At 55.9% G+C, this 3,615-nt stretch carries 4 protein-coding genes; 1 reads left to right on the plus strand and 3 read right to left on the minus strand.

What is annotated here, in order from left to right; all coding sequences use genetic code 11:
• Window positions 1-109 precede the first annotated feature (109 nt).
• The 3 genes from G582_RS18100 to G582_RS16775 form a co-directional block, all read right to left on the minus strand.
• On the minus strand, window positions 110-475 hold the full coding sequence (locus G582_RS18100) for a hypothetical protein (protein WP_156880545.1): 366 nt from the start codon (window positions 473-475) through the stop codon (window positions 110-112).
• Window positions 472-885: a hypothetical protein gene (locus G582_RS18105; protein WP_156880547.1), complete on the minus strand. Its 414-nt coding sequence runs from the start codon at window positions 883-885 to the stop codon at window positions 472-474. The genes G582_RS18100 and G582_RS18105 overlap by 4 nt, the downstream gene beginning before the upstream one ends.
• Before the next feature lie 624 nt (window positions 886-1,509).
• The gene (locus G582_RS16775) at window positions 1,510-2,397 is read right to left on the minus strand and encodes a hypothetical protein (RefSeq protein WP_156880549.1); all 888 of its coding nucleotides are present in this window, start codon (window positions 2,395-2,397) and stop codon (window positions 1,510-1,512) included.
• Between the two features lie 126 nt (window positions 2,398-2,523).
• On the opposite strand from G582_RS16775, the gene G582_RS0113250 reads away from it, so the two are divergent.
• Window positions 2,524-2,736: a hypothetical protein gene (locus G582_RS0113250; protein WP_156880551.1), complete on the plus strand. Its 213-nt coding sequence runs from the start codon at window positions 2,524-2,526 to the stop codon at window positions 2,734-2,736.
• The last annotated feature ends 879 nt before the right edge of the window (window positions 2,737-3,615 follow it).

The raw sequence follows: 3,615 nt of genomic DNA on the forward strand, positions 1-3,615 counted from the left end.
TGTATCCGTAAGGATACGGGTTTGTCAAGTGGCCAGGAGGCTTTTGCCAGACCTAACACCTGAGTTAAGCCGCGCCGCGAAGCGGCGTCGGCTTGAATGAATTGTTAGATCAACTGCTAGGAGGTGCCTTCTTTGTCCAACTTGCTACCTGCAGTAGAACAGCAGCATTGCTTGAACTACCCCACATTGCGCGGTCGTCTCCCCAGTAGAAGAAGTGGGCAGTCCGGCCCCCATCGAGTTCTTTAGTGCTAGATGTTCCCTTTTTTGTGTAAAGAACAACCAAGTCATCCTTTTTGATCACGCCATCTGGGAACCAATATGCCGTTTTCTTTCCGGAAGTTGCATTCCCATCGGATGATAGAGCGGAGCAAAATACTGCGTACTCACCAAGCTCTAGCTCAGAGATTGCCTTAAAGACAATACGTTCCTTCTGGAAGTTTCCAGCGTCCGCATATGAGCTGATTTTGAGTTTCATAGTTTGATCGCCTTGGCTGTGATGCCGCCGGCAGTTAGAACAATGCCAAATGCCAAGGAAATCCAGCCGCTAGGAGGACTGGCCCACACAGCCGGGGCATAGCCAAGCGCTGCTGCACCTATTGCTAAACATGACCCAGAAACAATCTCAGCAGAAATGTTTCGCTTATGCTTTTCTTTTGATACCGCCAAGTCTTTGTCCACCCTATGAAAGTCATCTCGATAGGACGAAAGGGTGTTGTTCTCGTCAGTCAGTCGCTCAAGTTCCTCAAGGAGCATCTTTTGAGCGCCAGTTGAGCTAAGTTCTTCATTGGTTAGCTCTCGCTTAAGCCCGGACAAAGCTTTTCGCGATTTGGTAAGTGGGGGCTGAGCTACAGTTGCTCCGGATTCTTCTGGTTGTACATCCGTCACAAAGATGTCTCCATTGATCTAACACCTGAGTTAAGCCGCCCCGCGGCGGGGTGGCAACAGCGTGCAGCGTAGCGCAAAGCACGCTGTTGACGCCACGATGCGGGGTCGGCTTGAACGAATTGTTAGCCAGCCAGTTGCGGATCTAGGCTGGCCGGATCGAAGGACTCTGCCTCAATGTGCAAGACCAGAATGTACTGGGCAGATGATGCGAACTGCTCGCGAATGCAGTGGGTTTGCCTAGGCGAACTGGAATCGAGTACGCCCACAAAAATGTCAGCTAGCCGATCGAAGTCATCCGGTTGTCCCCAGATGCCTCGGTCATCCAGACGGGGCTCTGGCCAAGTGGTGAGGGTCAAGTAAGAGTGTGGCCCAAGGTGTACGTGCTCGGAGAGCGCCCGATTTTGGTTCCGAGCGAACCATTCCAGCTTCTTAGCGAAACGAATAAGGCCTGACTTGCTTCCATGCAAATGCCACTCTTTCGTATTGTCATCTGAGGAGTAATGCACGCCCAACTCACGCCACTCTTGGCGTGTTATTTCTGCTACCCGACCCGACAACTTTTCCATGGCTGGCTAACACCTGAGTTAAGCCGCGCCGCGAAGCGGCGTCGGCTTGGACGAATTGTTATGTGCCACGCCCGTTGCGCGGCGCTTGCTCAACAACCGCCGGCCCCGGCGAGATGATTGTTGTGGCGCTCGCGTTGGGGATGGTGTGAAGCAGGGAAGCGACGGTAACTCCTTCTGCTCGTGCTCGCTCGATTAGGTCCGCCAGCGCAGAGCCGTCGATCGTGTGACCATCATCGGCTATGAGCATGCTGGAGATGTTGAGCCCGGCGTGCTCCGGATCAGGCGACTTTGATGACTTACTGAGAAGCACTTGGTAGTTCTGCGGCTGCAGGATTTCTTCCATGCCTTCGCCGCCCGGGAACTTGATCTTGAATATGTCTGGCATGCGCTTCGACAGCTCAAAGCCAACGACATCTCGCTCGTGCAGGGGCAGATGAAAGTCGCTGTAGTTGATGAACGGCCGCCGGTCTAGGCGCATCTGGAAGTGAAAGTGGGGGAAGTTCGAATGCGCTGTGGACGCGTGGCCGCGCAAGTCACTTTCCGTGCAGGAGAACGACCACTCCAAGTGCTTATAGCGGACAGTGACTTCGCGCAGTTTCCCGGTTCCCTCTTCGGGTAGCGCATTGATGTTCTTTGCGAGACCGTCCGTATTCGCTACCCACCGCAGATAGGTTTCGATCTGGAACATCGAGTAACGGGCCGCTACTGCCGGAAAGTGCTTCTTCTTGAACCCCTTTGGCTTCAGGAGCCAATGCAAACAAGGGTTTTCGCTGGAGAAGGTCGCCAGCGGCCTCTCGCAGATGTAGCAGCGCCCCTGTTCAAACGCTTCTGAGAAGCGTGCATGCTCTTTCAAGGACGATTCGACGGAACCGGCCGAAAAGGCGTTCCTTTCCTCGTCGGAGAGCGCAGCTAGTCGATCTGCGATTTTGTCGTAATCAACGGCCACCACATTATCTCCCGTGGCACATAACGCCTGAGCTAACCCGCGCCGCCGTGAGCGCGTGATTTCACCGGGAACCCGAAGCGGCGTCGGGTTGAGCAAATTGTTAGACCGGCCCCACAAAGAGGCGAGATGAAAACCACATATCACTACTGCGCTATGACGCAACACGACATCGGGGCCATTGCCTATGTGGACGGCACGATCACCGTTAAGGGAGCGCCCGATCTGTCGGGAGAAGTCGATTACAGGCAAGTGAAGTCAGTGATTGCGGAGCAGTTCAAGCCGCCGGCAGACATTGGCTCAGTAACTATCCTGAGCCTCACCGTGCTGAGTGCGGTCTAACACCTGAGTTAAGCCGCGCCGCGAAGCGGCGTCGGCTTGAATGAATTGTTAGGTCGCGGCCCTTTTAACCACAGACCGCGTTGCAGCTTGAGTGAGTAAACAAGCCAGGGAGCACGCCACAATGGCGGCTAAGGACGCAATGAGGAAAGCAGGCTTGGCGGACACGGCGGTTCCCAGCATAAGCCCCAACGATGCGCCTGATACGACCGCAAATAGCATTGGCGCCAGATAGATGCAAGCAAGCATTACGCCTACCGCTGCAGCGGTGGTCAGCACTCTGTCTCTTGCGTTCTGGCCACGTACGCCGAGAAAAATATAAATGGCAGACACGACAAGGACAGGCGCGTAGAACATAGTCAGGAAAGTGAAAGAGGATGGCATTTGTTTCTCCAATTGCAGAGATGTACGAACCGCAACCTAACACCTGAGTTAAGCCGCGCCGCGAAGCGGCGTCGGCTTGAATGACTTGTTAGGGCGCAAAGTAGCAGCAGACCGGGACAGGCGGGCGCGGGAGCGCATGGCAAGCTGCCCCACGCAGTTGCTTGTGCCGTCCGAGAGCCTAGCCGCGCGTGCGCACAACGAGAGAGCTGCGACGAAACGCTGTGGCCGACGAGAGTGCGTGCGCGTCTGCTGCCGCGAGAAGCCACGTGCGCCCGGCGACGCTGAGGCAAGCACGAACCGGTGAACGCGGTTGGGGCCGAGCGCCAGGAACCCAGCGGGAGAATCGGTTGGCGAGTTGCGACTGCACAGAGCTTGGCGCAGCTACGGAAGCATTGCTCTTAGCGGCCTAACACCTGAGTTAAGCCGCGCCGCGAAGCGGCGTCGGCTTGAACGAATTGTTAGGGCCGACGTTACGGCCGAAGCGCGGGAACCGCAAGC

The sequence above is a fragment of the Thermomonas fusca DSM 15424 genome (genome assembly GCF_000423885.1).
Lineage (GTDB): Bacteria > Pseudomonadota > Gammaproteobacteria > Xanthomonadales > Xanthomonadaceae > Thermomonas > Thermomonas fusca.

Bases quoted from the DNA above. Each gene is read 5' to 3' on its own strand.
- G582_RS18100 (WP_156880545.1), bottom strand. From the start codon at position 475: ATGAAACTCAAAATCAGCTCATATGCGGACGCTGGAAACTTCCAGAAG.
- G582_RS0113250 (WP_156880551.1), top strand. From the start codon at position 2,524: ATGAAAACCACATATCACTACTGCGCTATGACGCAACACGACATCGGG.